This window comes from Bradyrhizobium sp. UNPF46 (genome assembly GCF_006658625.1).
GTDB classification, from domain to species: domain Bacteria; phylum Pseudomonadota; class Alphaproteobacteria; order Rhizobiales; family Xanthobacteraceae; genus Bradyrhizobium; species Bradyrhizobium nitroreducens.
In genome coordinates, this window is the sequence record NZ_LFJB01000002.1 from 103,669 (window position 1) to 121,844 (window position 18,176).

Sequence of the window (18,176 nt, forward strand, 5' to 3'; positions counted from 1 at the left end):
CCAAGTCCTGTGGCTATGGATCCCGGATCTGCGCGCGCTTAAGGCGCGCCTGTCCGGGACGACAGCTCGTTTTGTCGCGCCATCCTCGGCACACCTCCATACTAACGACCAACCTGAAATGGATGGGCAGGCCCGGGGTTCTTCACTAATATCCGCGCGATTTCAAAACAGAACACTGCTGGGAGTTAACAGATGAAATCAGCACTTTTGGCCGCCGTCGCAACCTCCGCCCTGGTGCTGGCGGCGCCAGCCGCCGCACAAGGCGTCAAGATCGGCATCCTCAACGACCAGTCCGGCGTCTACGCCGATTACGGCGGCAAATGGTCGGTCGAGGCGGCCAGGATGGCGATCGAGGATTTTGGCGGCGAGGTGCTGGGCCAGAAGATCGAGCTCGTCACCGCCGACCACCAGAACAAGCCTGACCTTGCGACTTCGATCGCGCGGCGCTGGTACGACGTCGAGAACGTCGACATGATCACGGAGCTGACGACCTCCTCGGTCGCGCTCGCGATCCACGAGCTGTCCAAGGAAAAGAAGAAGATCGACATCGTCGTCGGCGCCGCGACCTCGCGTCTGACAGGCGATGCCTGCCAGCCCTACGGTTTCCACTGGGCCTACGATACCCGCGCGCTCGGCGTCGGCACCGGCGGCGCGCTGACCAAGGCCGGCGGCGACACCTGGTTCTTCCTCACCGCGGACTATGCCTTCGGCTATGCGCTGGAGAAGGACACCAGCGAGATCGTCACCGCCAATGGCGGCAAGGTCGTCGGCTCGGTGCGCGTGCCGCTCAACTCCTCGGACTTCTCTTCCTTCCTGCTGCAGGCGCAGAGCTCCAAGGCCAAGATCGTCGGCCTCGCCAATGCCGGCCTCGACACCACCAACTCGATCAAGCAGGCGTCCGAGTTCGGCATCGTCGCCAGTGGCCAGAAGCTCGCCGGCCTGCTGATGACGCTGGCCGAGGTGAACGGCCTCGGCCTGCAGGCCGCGCAGGGACTGGTGCTGACGGAAGGCTACTACTGGGACGTCAACGACAAGAGCCGCAATCTCGGCGAACGCTTCCTCAAGCGCACCGGGCGGATGCCGAACATGATCCAGGCCGGCACCTATTCGGCGACGCTGAGCTATCTCAAGGCGGTCAAGGCCGCCGGCACCAAGGATTCCGATGCCGTCGCCAAGAAGCTGAAGGAGCTGCCGGTTGACGACGATTTCGCGCAGGGCGGCAAGGTGCTCGAGAACGGCCGCATGGTCCACGACATGTATCTGTTCGAGGTCAAGAAGCCCTCGGAGTCGAAGAAGCCCTGGGACTACTACAAGCTGCTCGCCACCGTCCCCGGCGACAAGGCCTTCTTCACCGCCAAGGAAAGCGGCTGTCCGCTGACGAAGTGAGGGGAAAGGGGCACAGCGAACGCCACACTGTCGCTGTCGTCCCGGATCTGCGCTTACGCTTGTCCGGGACGACAGTGAGGGTGTGGCGGCGGCGTTGCCTCACACCAGCCGCAACACCACCGCCCCCAGCGCCCCTGCCCACAGGGCAATTGCCGCGATGCCCTGGATCGCAAAGCCCGGACCGCGCTTGGCGGCCGCCTTCGAATAGCCGATGAAATAGACGACGCGTCCGATGATCCAGACCGCGCCGATCCCTGCCGCGATGCCGTCGCCGATATAGACCGCGAACAGCCACAGCGCCGGCAGGAAGATCGGCATCCATTCCAGCGTATTCATCTGGATGCGGAAGGCGCGTTCGAAATCCGGATGGCCCGACATTGCCGGCACCTTGACACCGGTCTTGCTGCGCGAGCGCGACACGTTGATGCAGGTGAAGAAGTAAAATGCGATCGCCAGCAGCGTGACGAGGGCGGTGAAGTGATACATCGCGAAAATCCCTTGAAGAGGTCGCTGCTTCAATACCCGGTCAGCTCGAGATAGCCAACGCCGTCATGCGTCCCGGCAAAGTGGATCGGCCCTTCCCAATAGGAGAAGCCGGTCCCCATCCAGGCCTTCGGGTTGAGCGGCTTGCAGAGGATCGAGAGCGATCGCGACGGGATCGCGATCTGCCATTCCACCGGCAGCTTGCGTCCGGCGACCTCCGTCGTCGCCTTCGGTATCATTTGAATATCGCCGCCCGCGATCATCTGCGTGTCGCCGGCGGCGCTGATCCAATTGCCGAACGGATAGTCCCTGCCGTCCTTCTGCCGCAGCCGGTACAGCATCAGCTTGTCGCCGGACGCGAGATGCAGCGACAGCCAGTCCCAGCCGGTCTGATCGGTGTCGAGCGGCTGGCTGCTCCATTCGCGGTCCATCCAGGCCTGACCCGAGACATCGACCGGCTTGTCGTCGATGGTGAGCGTGCCGCGGGCGCGGTAGAACGGCTGACTGTAATAATAGGACGCCTGGCCGCGCTCCGACTTGCGGCTGTAACCGCGATCGCCCTGCAGCACGACCGGACGATCGGCCTCGAGCGTCAGCGCGTAGCTGAAATCGGTGCTGGACGCCTTCAGCGTCAGCGGCGCCAGGCTACGATCGTCGGTGCGCTCGAGACCCTTCATCTCCCAATCGTCGATCCAGGCCGCAAACGGTTTTGCCGCGACGCCGGCCTGCCCGATGCCGCCGCGTGAAAAGATCTCGTTGAAGCGGTGGGTGCCGGCGCGCGTCACGGCCGCGTGGGCCATCCAGACCTGCTGATTGGCCCAGCCCTCGCCTTGCGGGCCCGGCTGCGCCGCCTGGCGGAACAGCGTCCATTGCAGCCCGCAAGCCGCGCCGCTGGAATCGACGAGGTTTGCCGTCAGATACCACCACTCGATGCGAAACTCCGGATGCGGACCGTGATCGCCGGGGAACGTGAAGGTCTTTCCCGGCACGACCTTCGCAAATCCGTCCGCGCGCTCGCCGAGCCCGGCATAGCCTTGTGCGCCGGCGCGGCGTGCAAGCGCCAGCGCGGCGATGCCGCCGGCGAAGGCGCGGCGCGAGATGCGATCAGCGCTCATTGGCGAACACCTTGACGAGGCTGGCTGGCTGCATCCGCGCCAGCCGTATCACCGGCAGCAGCGCCGCAAGCAGCGACGCGACCAGCGCGACCGCGACCAGCTCGATCAATTGCAGCGGAAACACATGGAACGGCAGCCGCCAGCCGAACGCCTTCACGTTCACGATCGCGATCAGGCACCACGCCACCAATAGCCCGAGCGGCACGGCGAGCAGCGATGTGAACAGCGCGACCGACAGCGTCTTGGTCAATTCGATCGCGGCCAGCCGCGGCCGCGTGATGCCGATCGCCCACAGCGGCGCAAGCTGCGGCAGGCGGGAGTTGGCCAGCGTCAACAGGCTCGTGAACAGCGCGATGCCGGCGACGCCGAGCGTGAACGCATTCAGCGCCGATGTCACCGCAAAGGTGCGGTTGAAGATGCGGATCGATTCCGCCTTCACCGTGGCCTGGTCGGCGACACTGCGGTCGCCGAGCGCGAACTGCTTCTGCAGGGCCGCGATCAGGCCGGGAATCTTTTCCCGTGGGACAATAAGCCCGATCCGTGTCTGTGGCGTCTGCGGAAATTGCCGGATCAGCGCCGCGACGTTGACGGTCAGCTGTCCCCTGGGATTGCCGTAATCGGCATAGATGCCGACGATGTCGAGCTCCCAGCTTCCGCTAGGCGCCGGCACCTCGACGACGTCGCCGACGCGCACATTCAGCCGGCGGCTGAGCTGCTCGCTGATGAAGGCGGCATTGCCCGGCACCAGCCGGGTCCAGGCGCGCGGCGCGGCTTCCAGCAGCGGCCAGCGCTCGTGATAGAGCGCGTGATCCGGCAGGCCGAACAGCTCGACCGGCTGGCCCTGAAGCTGCACCTCGGCGCGGCCGCCCGACAGGACCGCCTGCACGTCGCTGCGCTCCTTCAGCCAGTTGCGGATCGCCGTGCCCTGCGCGTTGTCGGAGGCGCTGATGTAAACGTCGGCGGCAAGCCGACCGTTGAGCCAGCCGGTGAAGGTGCGGCTGAACGTCTCCACCATGGTGGAGACCCCGACATTGACGGCGAGCGCGAGCAGCAGTGCCATCAGCGCCAGCGACAATCCGGAGAGCTGCTGCCGGCTGTCCGCCCAGAACCACAGCGCAAGCGGTCTTCGCGCGGTCCATTGGCCTGCGAGCAGGAGGAGTTCGAGGAGGGCCGGCAGGATCAAGGCCGCGCCGAGCATCAGGGCCGCCAGCACGCCAAAGCCCGCAATCAGCGATTCGCCATAGCGCAGCAACAGCAGCGCAAGCGCGAACACGACACCGGCCGCACAGCTCTGCAGGATCAGCCAGCGCCGCTGCCGCTGCTGCCACGCGCGCGGCTGCGCGGTCGCCAGCACCGGCATCCTGATCGCCTTGATCAGGCTGGTCGTCGCCGCAACGAGCGCACCGGCAATGCTGATGCCGATGCCGGCGAGCCACCACTCCGGCCGCAGGCTGAGCTGCCCCGGAATCTGCGCGCCGTAGAGTCCGCGCAACGACGCCGCGACGTCGGGCAACAGCGCCGCCGCGATGAAATAGCCGCACACGAGGCCGATCAATCCTGCGACCAGCGCCAGTGCGACCAGCTCGACCACCAGCACCGTGTTGACGAGCCGTGCCGAGGCGCCGCAGGCGCGCAGCGTCCGCAGCATCGGCAGTCGCTGCTCGAAGGCGAGGCCGACGGCCGAATTGACGATGAAGAGGCCGACGAAGAACGACAACAGGCCGAACGCGGTCAGGTTGAGATGAAAGCTGTCGGTGAGGCGTTCCAGCTCGGTTTCCGCGGTCGGCTCGATCAGCTGCAACTGGTCGCCGACGATGCTTGCCAGCGGCGCGGGCTTGCTCTTCGGCTTGCCGATCAGAAGCCGCGAGAGCTGATCCGGCTTGTTCAACAGGCGCTGCGCCACGCCGATATCGACCACCAGCACGTCGGGCACGAGCTGCGGCAACACCCGCAGCGGCGGCAGCTTTGCGCCGTTGCTGATCGGCGGTGCCGCGCCTTCCGTCTCCTGCAGGTCTCTCAGCGTTTCCCGTGCCACCAATGTCTGGCCCGGCGGCGCTACGAAGCTGCCGAGGTCCGAGGCACCGAGCCGCGGCGCATTGCCGATTTCGACCGGCAGCGTCACCGGCTCGATGCCGAGCAGCCGCACCGAGCGCCCGTTGATCTGCACCCGGCCCTCCAGCGCGGGCGACACCGGCCAGCCGGCGCGGCGCAGCTTGACGAACAGGTCCTGCGAGAAGGTTGTTGCATTCGGCGCAACCAGCATCGCGGTGCGGGTGCCGCCGAACGTCGCTGCGGCGCGGTCATAGGCGCTGCGGGCCTGCTGGTTGATCGCCTGCACGCCGCTCCACAGCGCGGTCGCCGCGATCAGCCCGACCAGAAGCGTCGCGAACTGCATCTTGTGACGCCGCCAATGGCTGAGCAGCACCGCGAGGATCCAGAGCGCGCGCCTCATGCGATCCGCCCCGCATGCAGGGTGAGGTGGCGGTCGAGTGTGCCGGCCAGATGCATGCTGTGCGTCACCATCAGGAAGCCACAGCCCGTGCGCGCGACGAGATCGCGCGTCAGTGCGAGCACGTCCTCGGCGGTGGCCTCATCCAGATTGCCGGTCGGCTCGTCCGCCAAGAGCAGCGAGGGCTTTGTCGCCAGCGCCCGGCCGATCGCGACGCGCTGCTGCTGTCCGCCGGACAATTGCTCGGGATAGCGCTTCAGGAGCGGGCCGAGCCCGAGCCGTTCGATCAGCTCTTTCATCCAGGCCGCGTCATGATGGCCGGCGATCCGTGCCTGAAAGGCCAGATTGTCCGCGACCGACAGGCTCGGGATCAGGTTGAACTGCTGAAAAACCAGGCCGATCCGATCGCGCCGCAAGGCTGCGCGCCCCGCATCGGAGAGATTGGTGACCTCGACGTCCTCGAGCCGGATCGTGCCGCCATCGGCGGCGTCCAACCCTGCGATCAGGTGCAGCAGCGTGCTCTTGCCGCTGCCGGACTCGCCGGTCAGCGCGACGCGCTCGCCGGCCTTGAGGTCGAGACTAACGCCGCGCAGCACATGGACCGGTTCGCCGGCCGAGGAGAAGGTCTTGGAAAGGTTTCGGATGCTCAGCACGATGAATGGCGCCGGACGGAATTAGCGGAATTGTTGCGTAGCACACTTGCTGCGGAAATGCCGGGTTGCGTTGGTCTCGAAGGCGTTGTTAGCTTCCAGGACGGCAAAATCAAAAAAGTGCCATAAAAGACATGCGGGGAGAACGATGAGCGCTCAGGGAACGCCTGAAACGGCGGACAGGACGGCAGGGGAATCCAGGGGGTCGGCAAAGCCAACGCCGAAGGGCGCCTGGACCGTCACGTTTCTCCTCTTTCTCTTCATGGTCGTGAATTTTGCCGACAAGATCGTCGTCGGCCTCGCCGGCGTTCCGATCATGACCGATCTGAAGCTCAGCCCGGAGCAGTTCGGCCTGCTCGGGTCCTCATTCTTCTTCCTGTTCTCGATCGCCGGCATCGTGGTCGGCTTCATCGTCAACAAGGTGCCGACGCGCTGGGTGCTGCTCGTGCTCGCGGTGATCTGGGCGCTGGCGCAGTTTCCGATGGTCGGCACCGTCTCGTTCACCACGCTGTTGATCTGCCGTATCGCGCTGGGCGCGGGTGAAGGCCCGGCCTTCTCGGTCGCGGCGCATGCCATCTACAAATGGTTCCCCGACGAGAAGCGCACGCTGCCGACCGCGATCCTGTCGCAGGGCTCCGCCTTCGGCGTGATCCTGGCAGTGCCGGCGTTGAACTGGGTCATCGTCAATCATTCCTGGCACTATGCCTTCGGTGCGCTCGGCGTCGTCGGCCTGATCTGGGTCTGTGCCTGGCTCGCGCTCGGCAAGGAGGGGCCGCTGGAGGACACCCAGGTCCTGGCCGCGTCCGAGCAGAAGATCCCTTACCTGCAGCTTCTCACCTCGCGCACTTTCATCGGCTGCGTCGCGGCGACCTTCGGCGCCTATTGGGCGCTTTCGCTCGGCCTGACCTGGTTCACGCCGTTCATCGTCAAGGGACTCGGCTTCTCGCAGAGCCAAGCCGGCTTCATCTCGATCCTGCCCTGGGTGTTCGGTGCCACCACCGTCATTCTCACGGGGTGGATCTCGCAGGTGATGATGGCGCGCGGTTACAACACCCGCGCGGCGCGCGGCGTGCTTGGCTCGGTGCCGCTGGTGATCGGCGGACTGATCCTGGCGACGATGCCGCATGTTCAGGGCGCAGGCCTGCAGATCGCGCTGCTCGTGGTCGGCTCGGGCCTGTGCGGGGCGATCTATGTCGTGTGCCCGCCCATGCTCGGCGAGTTCACGCCGACGTCGCAGCGCGGCGCCGTCCTCGCCATCTACAGCGCGCTCTACACGCTCGCCGGCATCATCGCGCCGGCGGTGATGGGAGCGATGATCCAGCGCGCCGGCAGCACGCTCGACGGCTACATGACCGGCTTCACCATCAACGCCGTGATCATGGTCGGCTCCGGCCTGCTCGGCCTGCTGCTGCTCTGGCCGAACACGGAAAAGGCCAGACTGACGCGCGGTGCGGCCGCGCAAGCCACGGCGCTGAAGGGCGCGGTGTCCCCGACGTAAGGGCTCCTACCCTCCCCTGGAGGGGGAGGGTCGATCGCGCGAAGCGCGAGCGGGGTGGGGTGATCCCTCAACACGGGCACCTTCTCGTGCGGAGAGACTGTCACCCCACCCCGCTACGCATTCCGCTTCGCTGCACGCGTAGCGACCCTCCCCCTCCAGGGGAGGGTAAGCGGCAACAACCGCCTAGTTCATCCCCTGCGCACCCCGAATCAGCTTGCCCGGCCGCCGACCCGTGGCCTCGCCCTGCCGCCGCGTCACCACGCCCGAGACGATCGTGGCGTCATAACCGTCGACATCCTGCAACAGCCGCCGTCCGCCGACCGGCAGATCGTAATGCACCTTGGGCGGATGCAGGTGCAGGCGGTCATAGTCGATCACGTTGACGTCGGCCTTGTAGCCGGGCGCGATCAGCCCGCGGTCGGTGAGGCCGACGGAGAGCGCGGTCTTGCGTGCCTGCGCCGCGACCACGAACGGGATCGACAGCTTTTCGCCGCGCCTGCGGTCGCGCGTCCAGTGCGTCAAGAGATAGGTCGGGAAGCTGGCATCGCAGATGATGCCGCAATGCGCCCCGCCGTCGGAGAGGCCCGGCACCGATTGCGGGTCGGTCAGCATCTCGCGCGTCGCATCGAGATTGCCGTCGGAATAGTTGAGGAAGGGCACATAGAGCATGCCGCGGCCTTCGTCCGACAGCATCGCATCATAGGCAAGCTCTTCCGGCTGGCGTCCCTGCCTGCGCGCCTGCGGGCCCAGCGCGTTCTCCGGCGGCTGCTCGTAATCGGGGGGATCGCCGAGCAAAAACATCTTGTCGTAGTTGGGCCGGAAGAACAGCGGATCGTCGGTCGCGGTCGCCGTCTCGCTCAGGATCGCCTTGCGCACTTCGCTCTGATGCAGCCGCGCCAGCCGCTCGCCAAGCGGCAGGTGCGCGATCGCCTTGTAGCTCGGATGGGTCTGGAACGGGTTGCGCGACAGCTCTAACCCGAGCAGCAGCCCGACCGGTCGCGCGGCGATCTGTGCAGTGATGGAAAGGCCGCGCTTGGCCGCCGCATTGATCTCGTCCAGGGTCTGGCGCCAGCGGTTCGGCGATCTGTCATTCTGCGTGATCGAGAACGAGATCGGGCACTTCGTGCTGTCGGCCACCCGCAGCATCATCGGCAGATCCTCGTGGATGGTCGAGAGGTCGAGCACGAACTGCAGCACGCTGCGGCCCTGCCGGTGCATGGCGCCGGCAATGGCGGTGAGCTCGTCCTCGCCCGCCTTCAAGGTCGGCGTGAAATCGCCCGTGGACGTGCGGTGGTTGAGTGTGCGCGAGGTCGAGAAGCCGAGCGCGCCGGAGCGCACCGCTTCGCCAGCGAGCTTCGCCATCGCCGCATTGTCCTCCGCAGTCGAGGGATCGCGGCGCGCGCCGCGCTCGCCCATGACATAGACGCGCAGCGCCGCATGCGGCAGCTGCGCGCCGACGTCGATGTCGAAATCGCGTTTGCTGAGCCAGTCCATGTAGTCCGGAAAGCTCTCCCAGGCCCAGGGAATGCCGGCGCTCAGCACCGGTTCGGGAATGTCCTCGACGCCTTCCATCAGCTGGATCAGGCGGGTGTGGTCTTCAGGCTTGCACGGCGCAAAGCCGACGCCGCAATTGCCCATGATCGCGGTGGTGACGCCGTTCTGCGACGATGGCGTGATGTCCTGGCTCCAGGTCACCTGGCCGTCATAATGCGTGTGGACGTCGACGAAGCCCGGCGTCACCAGCTTGCCGCGCGCGTCGATCTCTTCGCGGCCCTTCGCGGCGACCTTGCCCACCTCACTGATCGTCCCGCCGGTGATGGCGACGTCGGCCTCGAACAGCTCGCCGCCGTTTCCATCCGCAACGGTGCCGCCGCGGATGACGAGATCAGGGGTGCTCATGGTGTTTCTTCCCGTTTTGTTGTTCTGCTTTTGCTCTATCCGTCGTCCCGGACAAGCGCGCCTTAAGCGCGCGCCGATCCGGGACCTCCGCGTGAGCGCTTGCGCTCGTCGCGATAACCACAGGGAGATGTTTGGCGAAGACTCGTAGTTATCAGCTTCGCGCGACAATCACTCCCTGTGGATATGGGTCCCTGCTTTCGCAGGGACGACAGCTGAATTCGTAGCGATACCGACCGATCAATTGGCCTTGGCCCGCTTCCGCTCCGTGAACGGCGACAGCACCACCGTCGCCAGCATGAAGATCACGGACGCACCGAACACCCAATGCGGCGCGCTCTGGTCCATGATCCAGCCGAACAGCAGCGGTGAGACGATGCCGCCGAGATTGAAGCCGGTGGAGACGATGCCGAAGGCGCGGCCCGCGGCGCCCGCCGGCGCGGCATTGCGCACCAGCATGTCCCGCGACGGCGCGATCACGCCGGAGAGGAAACCTGCCGTCGCCATCGCGGCGGTGAGCGCCCAGCCCGGCAACGTGACCAGCGCGATCAGCAGCACGAGCGCTGCATTCACGGCAAAACAGGCGGCGGCGACATAGCCATGGCGCTCGGTATGGTCGGCGAGGAAGCCGCCGGCGAGCACGCCCGCGGCGCTGCAGCCGAGGAACGCGGTCAGCATGACGTTGGCCGAGGAATAGGACGCGCCATACCCGCTCATCAGCGCAACCACGCCGAAATTGTTGATGCCGGCGACCGACAGGCTGAGCAGCATGAACAGCACGGTCAGCATCATCAATGCCGGCGTGATGACGGCCTGTTTCGGCGCGTTCTCCGCGCCCGGCTTCTTCCTGCTGGCGCCGGCGTCGGGAATGTTCATGACGAGCAGCAGCAGCGCCACCAGAATGCCGATCGCTCCCGATGCGACCAGCGCACCGACGCCGCCGGACAGGGTGACGAGCGCGGCCACGATCGCGGGCGCCACTGCGCCGCCGAGAAAGCCGGCAAAGGTGTGGATCGAGAAGGCGCGGCCCATCCGCGCCTCGTCCATGTGCTCGGCCAGGATCGCGTAGTCGGCGGGGTGATAGACGCTGTTGGCGAGCCCGAGCAGCACGGCGCAGGCGATCAACGAGGCGTAGCTGAGGTGCAGGCCGAGCATGATCAGCGCGCATCCGCCGAGCGTCAGTCCGATCAGTAGGATCTTGCGCGCGCCAAAATGGTCGACGAGATAGCCGGTCGGCGCCTGCGTCAGTCCGGAGACGACGGCAAGCGTGGTCAGCGAGAGGCCGAGCTCGACATAGCCGACGCCGAGCTTGTCCTTGAGGAACGGGAACAGCATCGGCAGGACCAGCAGATGAAAATGGCTGACCCAATGCGCGATCGAGATTCCAGTCAGCGTGCGTAGCGCGCTGTCCGCCTTGCCTTGCTGCGGTGCGGCAAGAACGTCGACCATTGCAGTCCCGTTTCACTCCCGATGGACGCGGAAACTATCGGGGAGAGCGGTTATTTGTCCATGAACAGAGGCGCATGGCAGGTAGCGCGGGCGGGGACGCACGGTTCGTGAGGCGACTTCACCCCTCACAACGGCTCGTCGTCCGGGCCGTAGCGGTCGCGCTTGGGCGTTGCGATGTCGCCGTCCTCGTAGTCGTCGTCTTCGAGGGGAGGCGGAGGCGTCTTCGCCTTGCCTTCCGCCGGCTTCTTCTCGGCGACCTCAGGCAGCTCGCTTGGTTTGCAGATCCTGGTCATGGCTGGTCCCGGATGGTGATGCTGCATCCGATCCTATCCGGAAGATATGTGCAGTTTCTGAGCTATCGCAAGCAGGCCGTCAGTGCACGACCGGCCCGCCCGCCTTCTTCCAGGCGTCGATGCCACCGGCGATATGGGCCGTGTTGAGCAGCCCCGCCTCTTTCGCTGCCGCAACCGCCATCGCCGAGCGCTCGCCGAAGGCGCAGAAGAACACCACGCGGCGCCCCGTCGCGGCTGCGACCTCGCGCAGCATGCCGCCGGGCTTCAGGCTCTCCTCGACCGACGGATAGGGCGTATGCAGCGCGCCTTCGAGCATGCCGTGCTTCATCCGCTCGTTGGTCTCGCGCAGATCGACCAGCAGCATGTCGGGCCGGCCGAGAATGCGGATCGCCTCGACCGCGCTGAGCGCGCGGCCTTCCTTCTCCAGCTCCTCCTGATGCAGGCCGACATGCATGTTGGCGGGCACCGCCACGTCCATCATCTTCGGATTGGGCAGCTTCAGATCGGCCATCAGCTCGATATATTCGTCGACCGATCGCACCTGGAGGCGGGGGTTGTAGCGCTTCTCCTCGCCGATGGTGGAGACGGTGTCGCCCTTGTAGTCGTGCGCCGGGAATACCATCGTCTCGTCCGGCAGCTTCAAGAGGCGGTTGAAGATCGAATCGTACTGTGCGCGCGAAGAACCGTTCTGGAAATCGGTGCGGCCGGTGCCGCGGATCAGCAGCGTGTCGCCGGTGAAGACGCGATCGCCCATCAGATAGGAATAGGAATCGTCGGTGTGGCCCGGCGTGTACATCACGTCGAGCGACAGGCCCTCGATCGTGACCTTGTCGCCGTCGGCAACGCGCATCGCCACCACGTCGGCCTTGGTCTGGTCGCCCATCACGGTCATGCAATGGGTGCGGTCGCGCAGCTCGCCGAGGCCGGTGACGTGGTCGGCATGCAGATGGGTGTCGACCGCCTTCACCAGCTTGAGGTCGAGCTCGCGCAGCAATTGGCAGTAGCGGTCGACCTTTTCCAGCACGGGATCGAGGATCAGCGCCTCGCCGCCGGGGCGGCTGGCGAGGATGTAGCTGTAGGTGCCCGAAACGCTGTCGAAGAGCTGGCGGAAGATCATGGCAGAACCCGGCTTGGAACTGATTTCGAGGATTCTACTACGTTCTGGGCCAGAAATAGAAGTAATTCACTGCATTTGGAGTAAAATTTAGAAAATTGTTGTTCCGAGTGATCGGCCGGAGGAGGGGATCTATGTGGGGGAACGCCGGTCCCACAAATTCGGTCGCCCCTGCGTTCGCAGGAACGACACTGAGGGTGACGCGAGAGCGCGCCTACGCCCCTACGGCCTCACCAGCGTGTACCCGTTCTCCGCCAGGAACAGGATCTGCGCGACGCCGACCTGCACCGGCGTCGCCGCGGCGATGAATTCCGGCCGCTTGCCGGTTTCGCGCTCGATGGTGTCCACCGTGTTGAGGCAGATGTCGAAGCGCACGCCCTGCGCGATCAGGCTTTCGACCTGCTTGCGACGCTCGCTGCCTGACAGCAACAGGTCGATGCCGGGACCGAATGCCACCACCTCGATCGCGATCTTGTCGGGGTCGTAGGCCTTCAGCAGATTGTTGGCGACGCTCAGCACCAGCGCCTGCTTCCTGGCATCGCCGTCCGAGAGCTGCAGCACGACCCTGTGCTCCGCGAACGGCTTGTCCTGCAGCGGCACCTGTTGCGCCGAGGCCGGCGCGAGCGCGGCCCACGCCAGCAGCGCCAGCATCAGCGCGGACAGGATCTGCGCCCGTCTCATCCCTGTCCCGCGATGCCTGGATTGTCCTCGACGCCCTTCAGCGTGACGCCGGAGCCGAGTCGCTCCTGAAACATCCGGCCCGAGCGCAGATATTTGCCGACGACGTCCCACACCGGCGCGCCTTGCTGGCTGTTGACCGAGGCCCAGCCCGCGACCTTGTAGCGATGGCTGGCGCTGAGCGCCTTGCCGTTATGGAGCTTCAGCTCCGAGATGCGGCTGCCGATCGCGCCCGCCGGCGTGCAGGTGTAGCTGAGCCCGCCGGCGCGCACCATGTCGCCACCTTGCTGGTAGTAGGGATCGGCATTGAAGAGATTGTCGCAGATGTCTTCCAGCACGTCCTTGACCTGCGCGCCCGTCATCTCCTGCACATAGGTCTCGGGATAGGTGATCGCGGTTTCCGCGAGCACATCCTCCATGGTCAGCGCCTGGCCGGGCAGCGCAGTGACGCCCCAACGGAAGCCCGGCGACAACGCGATCTCGGCATCGAGCTCGGTGCGGAGTGCGGTGCAGATCAGCTCGTCGACCGGTCCGGAGAAATTGCCGCGCCGATAGAGCAGGCGGTCCGGCGTTGCGATCTTCGTCGACCAGTCGGTCACATGCGGCGCGCGCAGCCGGCCGATCAGCTCGGCCATGGCGGGATCTGGCTTCAGCAGTTCGGAATAAACCGGTAGCAGATGATAACGAATGTCGCCGACCTTGCCCTTGTCGATCGCGAGATCGAGCACGGCGAGGAATTTTCCGTTGGAGCCGGCATTGGTGACGAGCGTGGTGCCGCCGGCGTTCTTCACGGCAATCGGCTGCGGCACGGCGTCATGGGTGTGGCCGCCGAGAATGACGTCGATGCCGGTGACGCGGCTTGCCAGCTTGAGGTCGACGTCCATGCCGTTGTGCGAGAGCAGGATGACGGCATCGACCTTGTCGGTGCCGCGCAAGGCATCGACATGCTTCTGCAACTCCTCCTCGCGGATGCCGAAGCTCCAGTCCGGCGTGAACCGCTTGGGATGCGCGATCGGCACGTAAGGGAAGGCCTGGCCGACGATCGCGACCCGATGGCTGCCCATCTCCTTGACGACAGACGGCTTGAACACGCGCCCGCTGGCCTTGTCGAAGGCGAGGGCGTCGTTGAACGCGGCTTCCTCGGTCAGGAAGACGTTCTGCGCCAGGAACTCGCCCTTGAAGCGCTCGAGATTGTCGCGCAGCACCTGCTCGCCATAGGTGAACTCCCAATGCCCGGTCATCGCTTCGATGCCGAGCAGGTTGGCGACCTCGACCATGTCGCGGCCCTGCATGACATTGGCAAGCCCGGTGCCCTGCCAGAGATCCCCGCCGTCGACGAGCAGCGAACGCTTCTCGCCGACATCGCTACGCAAGCGGTCGACCAGCGTCTTCAGATGGGCAAAGCCGCCGAGCTTGCCGAAGCGGCCTGCCGACTTCTCGAACTCGATACAGGTGAAGGCATAGGCTTCGGCGCTGTCGGCGCGGATGCCGAAGCGCTCCAGGAAAGCTCGGCCGACCAGATGCGGCGGCCGTCCGGCCATCTCGCCGACCCCGATATTGACGCTGGGCTCGCGGAAATAGACCGGATTGAGCTGCGCATGCGTGTCGGTGATGTGCAGGATCCGCGCATTGCCGAACCGTTCGAGGTCGTAGATGCTCGCGGTCTCGGTGCCTCGCGCGAGCCTCGGCAGACCAAACGATGCGGCGGCAAGGCCAGCGCTCTTCAGGAAATCGCGGCGGCGGATCGCCATTCCAAAATTCTCCGCGCCCTCAGGCGGTCGCAAGACTGTTCCAGTGGGGGCCCAGTCTAGCGGATTTCCATCGCCTTCCAGGCTTCTTTTTCGGAGGCAGCCTGGAAGATCGAGGCCTTTGCCAGCGCCTCGGCTTCCTTGGCTGCGGCGGTGGCGCGGTCGAAATCGCCGCCATCGGCCGCCTTCCTGGCGGCAGCCAGCGTCGAGACGGTGACGGTCCATTGATTGCGCAAGCCGGCAGCCTCCTTCGATGCGGCTTCCGCAGCGGCGTAGGCCGCCTTGTAGTCCGCTTCATTGGCCGCGCGCGCCGTGGGCGCAAGGCCGAGCGCGAGCAGCATGGCCAGGGGAAGTGACCGCTTCATGGCCGCGCTCCCGGGCCCGCGATCGGCAGGCCGTTGGCGACGTAGGACAGGAAATATTCGACGTCGCGGTATTCGTCCGACTGCGGCTCCAGCGGAACCGCGCGGGTCTGGCTGTTGCAGGTGACGAAGCGGCGGCTGATCGTGCCCATGCCGCTCCATTCGGAGCGGTAGATCGGCATCGCGTTCAGAATGCCGAGCGCCGGCGCCAGGATCTCGGCGCGGATGCGCTCGCCCGGGCTCTGCACGTGGCAGCTCGCGCAGGAGAAGTTCATCTGGCCGCGCCGCGTGTAGAAATAGCGCTTGCCGTTCTCGAACGCCGCGAGCGCGCGCGGATCATCGGGAATCTTGATGTCCATCAGCTTGCCGCGCGAGGTGAAGGCCATGTAGGCGGTGAGCGAGGCCATCTCGTCCTTGACGTAGGAATAGGGCACTTCCCCATTGGCCTCGCGGCAGCGGTTGAGCGCGAGCTCCAGGGTGACGACCTTGCCTTCCTTCTCGTCGAAGTAAGGATAGTTCTGGCGGATGCCGATGCCGCCGTTCGGAAAGCAGTCGGCGTAGGTCTTGCCGTTCTTGAACGGGGTCGCGAACATCTCCTTGCCGGCGTCGAGCGCGAACTCGTAAGGCGGGAATTCCTCCTTCTCCTGCCATTGCCGCTTCATGTCCGCGTTCATCGAATACGGACCGTTGACGAAGTCCTCGTGCTTCACGTCGGGAAATTTCTGGAAGAAGAAGTTCCTGAACGCCTTGGCATCAGTGACGGGATCGACCTTGTCGGCTGCGGCGACGCGCGGAGAAGTGAGGGCAAACGCAACGAGCGCGGCGCTCAGCGAGCCAAGCAGGAGGGCAGACCGGGTCTTCATCACGCGATCTTCGCGGTGGTCGTGTCCGACGCACCCTTGTTGTCGGTCCAGGAAATCTTGAGCTCGTCGCCCTTCTTGGCGCCCTTGAAGCTGAATTTGACATAGGGGTCCTTGGAGACCGCGGTGCCCCAATCGGCGACGAAGACGTCCTTGCCGTTACATTCGAACTTCAGCTGCTGGATGTAGTGCGCCGGGATCAGCTCGCCGGCGGGATTCTTGGCGAGGCCGGTATCCATGGGGTGCTGGATCAGTGCCTGCACCTCGGTGATGTCGCCGTTGGACGTTGCGCGCACGCGAATGCTTGATGCCATCGGACCGATCCTCCTAGCCGCCGCAGCCGCCGACGGTGACCTTCACTTCCTTGGTCGCGCTGTAGAGCTTGCCATCAGCCTCGACGATGGCGATCAAGTTGCTGGTCTTGGCCATTTTCAGCCGGTTGGCGACGCCCGGAATCGTGCCGTCGGCGATCTTGTAGGACGCCGCGAGCGCGAACGGGTTCTCGGCCACGAAGAACGAGATCGAGGTGACCTTGTCGAGCGTGGTCGTCACCGAGACCGGCACGACGCCGCCGTTCTCGGCGATCTCGGGCGCGTCCAGCCTGACCTTGTCGGAAGGCTCGGCGGTCCTGCCATAGAGCGCCTTGATCGCGTCGGCCTCGCTCTTCTGCTTGAACGCCTCTTCCGGATATTTGTCATTGGCCGCAGCGCGCGCCGGCGCGGCTGCGAACGGCAGATTGCCGAGGCCCAGCACGGCGACACAGGCCGCGCCCTGCAGGATCAGGCGCCTTGTCGCAACGGGGCCGGTGGTCGTGGTCATCGGAGGTCTCCTGGGCAGCCGGCCATTACAGGGTTTGCAGGAAATCAACGATCGCGCCGATCTCCTGTTCGGTCAAAATCCGGTTCCGGCCGAACGGCGGCATCATGGTCTGCGGATTACGCTTGGTCTCGTCGAAGATGATCGCGGTGAGCTCGTTGCGGTCGGGGTACTTGGTCTTGAGATCCTTCAGCTCCGGACCGATCGTTCCCGGCAGGTCGCCGCCCTTGATGACGTGACAGGTCAGGCAATTGCCCTTGCCGCGGTCGAAAGCGAGCTTCTGGCCGTCGGCGACAGTGGATTGCGCCTGCGCCGCAGCCGCGCCGGCGAGGAGGGCCAGCGCCACCAGAGCAGCAGGCTTGCAAGGAAAGGCGGTCAAGGCATCGTCCCAAGCGGTATGTCGATGATCTCGTTTGCAGAAATATAAGCGTTCCAAAGCACAAAGGGCATCGCGTGACAATCAAGACTATGCACGCGGCAAAATGGAGTTAATATCCTCCGCATTGCAACCGCTGAGATAGGTTCGTTCATCTAACAGGTGGGCACTAGCAAATTATTCTAGGGCGTTCGGCCGTTACGGCCGTCTTTTCTGTTTCGCATATTTTGGGGATCTCGCTTGGCTGAATATGTCGTCGAATTTGGCAGGGACGGCGGACGTGTCGAGGCCGATGGGCGGCTCGATGCGCCGGCCTTCCATCGCAATCACGCGCCGATCTGGTCCGCGCTGGAGACGCGCCTCACCGGGCTGACCGGCAACGTGGTCGAGCTCGGCAGCGGAACCGGCCAGCATGTGGTCCATTTCGCCCGCCACACGCCCGGCCTGATCTGGTGGCCGAGCGATCTCAACCAGCGCCATCTCAGGAGCATCGAGGCCTGGCGCGTGCATGCGGGCCTGCCAAACATCCGCTCACCCCTGCGGATCGATCTCACCGATCCCGACTGGTGTCCGGAGATGAAGAGCGGGCAGGGGCCGACCGGCCTTGCAGCCGTGTTCTGCGCCAATGTCATCCACATCGCGCCCTGGGCCGTGGCCGAAGGCCTGTTCGCGGGCGCCGGCCGCTATCTGCGCCTCGACGGCAAGCTGTTCCTCTACGGTCCCTTCAAGCGCGACGGCAAGCACATCGCGCTCAGCAATGCGGTGTTCGACACCTCCTTGCGCGAGGGCAATCCGGAATGGGGCGTGCGCGACATCGGCGATGTCGAGACGCTCGCGACGGCCGCAGGCCTCCGCCTCATCGAGTCCATCGACATGCCCGCGAACAATCTGACGCTGGTGTTTTCGCGCTGAGCCGTTGCTGGCTTGAGCCCGGGAGCACACCACAAAGGCGGTGTGCTCCCTCCCCCCTTGTGGGGGAGGGCGGGGGAGAGGGGTAGCCCAG

At 65.4% G+C, this 18,176-nt stretch carries 18 protein-coding genes; 3 read left to right on the forward strand and 15 right to left on the reverse strand.

Features of this window, described 5'->3' with window-relative positions:
- Positions 1–192: 192 nt before the first annotated feature.
- The gene (locus UNPF46_RS00945) at positions 193–1,386 is read left to right on the forward strand and encodes an ABC transporter substrate-binding protein (RefSeq protein ID WP_142248719.1); all 1,194 of its coding nucleotides are present in this window, start codon (positions 193–195) and stop codon (positions 1,384–1,386) included.
- Positions 1,387–1,485: 99 nt separating this feature from the next.
- On the opposite strand, the gene UNPF46_RS00950 is transcribed toward UNPF46_RS00945, so the two are convergent.
- Genes UNPF46_RS00950 through UNPF46_RS00965 form a run of 4 tightly spaced genes read right to left on the reverse strand, consistent with a single transcriptional unit; the run spans position 1,486 to position 6,086 of the window.
- Positions 1,486–1,872, reverse strand: coding sequence for an MAPEG family protein (locus UNPF46_RS00950; RefSeq protein ID WP_100180188.1), 387 nt, complete (start codon positions 1,870–1,872; stop codon positions 1,486–1,488).
- Positions 1,873–1,901: 29 nt separating this feature from the next.
- Positions 1,902–2,984 (reverse strand): lipocalin-like domain-containing protein, encoded by a 1,083-nt coding sequence (locus UNPF46_RS00955; RefSeq protein WP_142248720.1) that lies wholly within the window; start codon positions 2,982–2,984, stop codon positions 1,902–1,904.
- Positions 2,974–5,436, reverse strand: coding sequence for an ABC transporter permease (locus UNPF46_RS00960; RefSeq protein ID WP_142248721.1), 2,463 nt, complete (start codon positions 5,434–5,436; stop codon positions 2,974–2,976). The genes UNPF46_RS00955 and UNPF46_RS00960 overlap by 11 nt, the downstream gene beginning before the upstream one ends.
- The gene (locus tag UNPF46_RS00965) at positions 5,433–6,086 is read right to left on the reverse strand and encodes an ABC transporter ATP-binding protein (protein WP_142248722.1); all 654 of its coding nucleotides are present in this window, start codon (positions 6,084–6,086) and stop codon (positions 5,433–5,435) included. Before UNPF46_RS00965 ends, UNPF46_RS00960 begins: the two co-directional genes overlap by 4 nt.
- A 145-nt stretch (positions 6,087–6,231) precedes the next feature.
- Here UNPF46_RS00965 and UNPF46_RS00970 point away from each other — a divergent pair, with 145 nt between their 5' ends.
- Positions 6,232–7,581 carry an MFS transporter gene (locus UNPF46_RS00970; protein WP_100180192.1) on the forward strand — a complete coding sequence of 450 codons (1,350 nt, stop codon included), beginning with the start codon at positions 6,232–6,234 and terminating at the stop codon, positions 7,579–7,581.
- 183 nt (positions 7,582–7,764) lie between these two features.
- Here UNPF46_RS00970 and UNPF46_RS00975 read toward each other — a convergent pair whose 3' ends face one another.
- The 11 genes from UNPF46_RS00975 to soxX form a co-directional block, all read right to left on the reverse strand.
- A complete protein-coding gene (locus UNPF46_RS00975; protein ID WP_142248723.1) occupies positions 7,765–9,480 on the reverse strand; it encodes an N-acyl-D-amino-acid deacylase family protein in 1,716 nt (571 codons plus the stop codon).
- A 237-nt stretch (positions 9,481–9,717) separates the two neighbouring features.
- Positions 9,718–10,926, reverse strand: a complete 1,209-nt coding sequence (locus UNPF46_RS00980; protein ID WP_100180194.1) for an MFS transporter — start codon at positions 10,924–10,926, stop codon at positions 9,718–9,720.
- A gap of 125 nt (positions 10,927–11,051) precedes the next feature.
- Entirely contained in the window at positions 11,052–11,219 is a 168-nt protein-coding gene (locus UNPF46_RS37245) for a hypothetical protein (protein WP_181769718.1), read from the reverse strand.
- A gap of 79 nt (positions 11,220–11,298) precedes the next feature.
- Positions 11,299–12,336 (reverse strand): MBL fold metallo-hydrolase, encoded by a 1,038-nt coding sequence (locus UNPF46_RS00985; protein ID WP_142248724.1) that lies wholly within the window; start codon positions 12,334–12,336, stop codon positions 11,299–11,301.
- A 219-nt stretch (positions 12,337–12,555) separates the two neighbouring features.
- A complete protein-coding gene (locus tag UNPF46_RS00990) occupies positions 12,556–13,014 on the reverse strand; it encodes a DsrE family protein (RefSeq protein ID WP_142248725.1) in 459 nt (152 codons plus the stop codon).
- Positions 13,011–14,762, reverse strand: coding sequence for a thiosulfohydrolase SoxB (gene soxB / locus UNPF46_RS00995; RefSeq protein WP_142248726.1), 1,752 nt, complete (start codon positions 14,760–14,762; stop codon positions 13,011–13,013). Before soxB ends, UNPF46_RS00990 begins: the two co-directional genes overlap by 4 nt.
- Before the next feature lie 56 nt (positions 14,763–14,818).
- The gene (locus UNPF46_RS01000; protein ID WP_100181499.1) at positions 14,819–15,124 is read right to left on the reverse strand and encodes a hypothetical protein; all 306 of its coding nucleotides are present in this window, start codon (positions 15,122–15,124) and stop codon (positions 14,819–14,821) included.
- A complete protein-coding gene (gene soxA, locus UNPF46_RS01005) occupies positions 15,121–15,984 on the reverse strand; it encodes a sulfur oxidation c-type cytochrome SoxA (protein WP_181769719.1) in 864 nt (287 codons plus the stop codon). Before soxA ends, UNPF46_RS01000 begins: the two co-directional genes overlap by 4 nt.
- Positions 15,984–16,295, reverse strand: coding sequence for a thiosulfate oxidation carrier complex protein SoxZ (gene soxZ, locus UNPF46_RS01010; protein ID WP_142248728.1), 312 nt, complete (start codon positions 16,293–16,295; stop codon positions 15,984–15,986). Before soxZ ends, soxA begins: the two co-directional genes overlap by 1 nt.
- A 13-nt stretch (positions 16,296–16,308) precedes the next feature.
- On the reverse strand, positions 16,309–16,800 hold the full coding sequence (gene soxY / locus UNPF46_RS01015) for a thiosulfate oxidation carrier protein SoxY (RefSeq protein WP_142248729.1): 492 nt from the start codon (positions 16,798–16,800) through the stop codon (positions 16,309–16,311).
- 25 nt (positions 16,801–16,825) lie between these two features.
- Positions 16,826–17,176 carry a sulfur oxidation c-type cytochrome SoxX gene (gene soxX / locus UNPF46_RS01020; RefSeq protein WP_142248730.1) on the reverse strand — a complete coding sequence of 117 codons (351 nt, stop codon included), beginning with the start codon at positions 17,174–17,176 and terminating at the stop codon, positions 16,826–16,828.
- A 237-nt stretch (positions 17,177–17,413) separates the two neighbouring features.
- On the opposite strand from soxX, the gene UNPF46_RS01025 reads away from it, so the two are divergent.
- Entirely contained in the window at positions 17,414–18,085 is a 672-nt protein-coding gene (locus tag UNPF46_RS01025) for a DUF938 domain-containing protein (protein ID WP_142248731.1), read from the forward strand.
- Positions 18,086–18,176: the final 91 nt, after the last annotated feature.